The 2,592-nt window shown below is 71.0% G+C and carries 3 protein-coding genes; all 3 read right to left on the reverse strand.

The genetic code is table 11. The features are described from left to right. Positions 1-32 precede the first annotated feature (32 nt). Positions 33-188 (reverse strand): hypothetical protein, encoded by a 156-nt coding sequence (locus tag SSBG_RS33855; protein WP_037870754.1) that lies wholly within the window; start codon positions 186-188, stop codon positions 33-35. Positions 189-312: 124 nt separating this feature from the next. After that, entirely contained in the window at positions 313-1,260 is a 948-nt protein-coding gene (locus SSBG_RS27220; protein WP_037870756.1) for a cytochrome c oxidase assembly protein, read from the reverse strand. A 106-nt stretch (positions 1,261-1,366) separates the two neighbouring features. Next, entirely contained in the window at positions 1,367-2,389 is a 1,023-nt protein-coding gene (locus tag SSBG_RS27225; protein ID WP_008749273.1) for a 6-phosphofructokinase, read from the reverse strand. Between the last annotated feature and the right edge of the window lie 203 nt (positions 2,390-2,592).

Consider the following 2,592-nt stretch of genomic DNA (forward strand, 5'->3'; position numbering starts at 1 on the left):
CCCCTCACCGAGCCTCGTGCGCGCGCCGATCCTCAGTCCCTGGTCATCGTCATCGCGAGCGTGAGAAGACCGAGGACGACCCAGCCGAACCACAGCCAGCCGTTGCTGCCGAGGGCCACGGTGTACGCGGTGACCACCACCAGCCCGCCGATGGTGAACACACCCATGGTCTTCGTGGTGCCAGGCATGTCGAGTCCGCCTCTCCGGCCACCGGGCCCCGGGGGCGAGACCCGTACCACCATCCTCACCCGAACGGCCGCCCGCACGCCAGCGAGGGACGCGCCGCGTCCGGAAAGAACGCGGCCCGCGCTTTCAGCCGCGGCCCTGCAAGGACGCCAGGTAGTCGTTGTAGGCGTTCAGCTCCGCGTCGCCGTCCCGGTCGGCCGCGCGGTCCTTGCGGCGGGCCTGGCGCTGCTCCGAGCGGTACCACTGCATGAGCAGGACGAGGAGGACGACGACCGAGGGGACCTCGCTGAACGCCCAGGCGATGCCGCCCGCGGCGGTCTGGTCGGCGAGCGCGTCCACGCCGAGCGAGGCCGGCGGGTCCTCGAAGGTGCTGACCATCGTCGTGGACGCCATCATGAGCGCGATCCCGAAGAAGGCGTGGAAGGGCATCCCCGCGAACAGCTCCAGCATCCGCATCAGGTACCCCGGCCGGTGCGGGCCCGGGTCCACGCCCATGATCGGCCAGAAGAAGACGACGCCGACCGCGAGGAAGTGCACCATCATCGCGATGTGTCCCGCGCTCGACTCCATCAGGAAGTCGAAGAGCGGCGTGAAGTAGAGCGCGTACAGGCTCGCGATGAAGAGCGGGATGGTGAAGAGCGGGTGCGTGACGACCCGCATGTACCGGCTCTGGAGGAGCCACAGCAGCCACTCGCGCGGTCCCTTGCGCCCGTGTCCCGCGACGGGCAGCGCGCGCAGCGCGAGCGTCGTGGGAGCCCCCAGCAGGATCAGGATCGGCGACAGCATACTGATCACCATGTGCTGCACCATGTGCACGCTAAACATGACCATGCCGTAGTCGTTCAGCTTCGTGCACATCACGAGCATGACGCTCAGCACCCCGAGCACGAACGGAATCGTCCGCCCCCAGGACCAGGAGTCCCCGCGCCGCCGCAGCCGCGCCACGCCCCAGCCGTAGAGCCCGAGCCCCAGCAGGCAGGCGACGAGGAAGAACACGTCCGGAGAGGGTTCGAGGCCCCGCCCCAGCGTGAACGGCGGCAGATCGGACATCATGCCGTGTCCGCTGTGATCCATCCGCAGACTCCTGATTTCGTACCGGTTGTCCGCACCAGACTAGGACGGGCGCCCCGTGCTCCCGCGCGCGGGTCGCCCGCCCCGGCCGACGGCTCGCCGGTACGGCTCAGACCACCGTCTCGCACTCCTCGTACCGCGCTGCGGGCACCGTCTTGAGCGAGGCGACCGCGTCGGCGAGCGGCACCATGACGATCTCCGTGCCGCGCAGTGCCGTCATCCGCCCGAACTCGCCCCGGTGCACGGCCTCGACCGCCTCGCGCCCGAAGCGCGTGGCGAGGACCCTGTCGTACGCGGTCGGGGTGCCGCCGCGCTGCACGTGCCCGAGGATCACCGGGCGGGCCTCCTTGCCGAGCCGGTCCTCCAGCTCCAGGGAGAGCTGCCGGGCCACCCCGGAGAAGCGCTCGTGGCCGTAGATGTCGCGCTCGCCGTCCTCGTACTTCATCGTGCCCGGCAGCGGCTTCGCGCCCTCGGCCACGACGACGATCGCGAAGCGCTTGCCCGCGTCGAAACGCGCCCCGACCCGCTCGGCCACCTCGGCCACGTCGAAGGGCCGCTCGGGCACGAGCACCGCGTGCGCGCCCGCCGCCATCCCGGAGTGGAGCGCTATCCAGCCGGTGTGCCGGCCCATCACCTCCACGATGAGGACCCGCTGGTGCGACTCGGCGGTCGTCTTGAGCCGGTCCAGTGCCTCGGTCGCGACGCCGACCGCCGTGTCGAAACCGAAGGTGACGTCGGTCGCCGAGATGTCGTTGTCGATCGTCTTGGGCACCCCGACGAGGGGCAGCCCGGCGTCCGAGAGCAGCTTCGCCGCCTTGAGGGTGCCCTCGCCGCCGATCGGCACGACCGCGTCGATCCCCAGCTCGGCCAGGTGCGCCCGGGCCCGCTCCACCCCGTCGCGCAGATGCTCGGGCCGCACCCGCGAGGAACCCAGGACGGTCCCGCCCTGCGCGAGGATGCCGGCGACGCCGTCGTGGTCGAGCGGCCGCCAGTCGCACTCCAGGAGCCCGCGCCAGCCGTCGTGGAAACCGATCACCTCGTCACCGAGGGCGCCCGCCCGGTGGACGACGGAGCGGATGACCGCGTTGAGTCCCGGGCAGTCCCCACCGGACGTCAGCACGCCAATGCGCATGGGCCTGAAACACCTTTGCAAGCTGGTAACGACACCGGACCACGACGTCCGGTCGGTGGCAGCACCCTAATCCCGGTCCAGCACGCCGCCTATTCCGGTCCGTGTGGTGGACAGACCCCCGGTGGGCCGCTTTCCAGCCCTCCGGGCACACCGCATCAAGCCCCTCCGGCGATTGAGGTGCGGGGTTCCGGGGCGGAGCCCCG

Origin of the sequence: Streptomyces sp. SPB074, assembly GCF_000154905.1 — a bacterium.
GTDB lineage: Bacteria > Actinomycetota > Actinomycetes > Streptomycetales > Streptomycetaceae > Streptomyces.

Excerpts from the sequence above, each read along its gene's own strand:
- SSBG_RS33855 (WP_037870754.1), bottom strand. The coding sequence starts at position 188 with ATGCCTGGCACCACGAAGACCATGGGTGTGTTCACCATCGGCGGGCTG.
- SSBG_RS27220 (WP_037870756.1), bottom strand. The coding sequence starts at position 1,260 with ATGGATCACAGCGGACACGGCATGATGTCCGATCTGCCGCCGTTCACG.
- SSBG_RS27225 (WP_008749273.1), bottom strand. The coding sequence starts at position 2,389 with ATGCGCATTGGCGTGCTGACGTCCGGTGGGGACTGCCCGGGACTCAAC.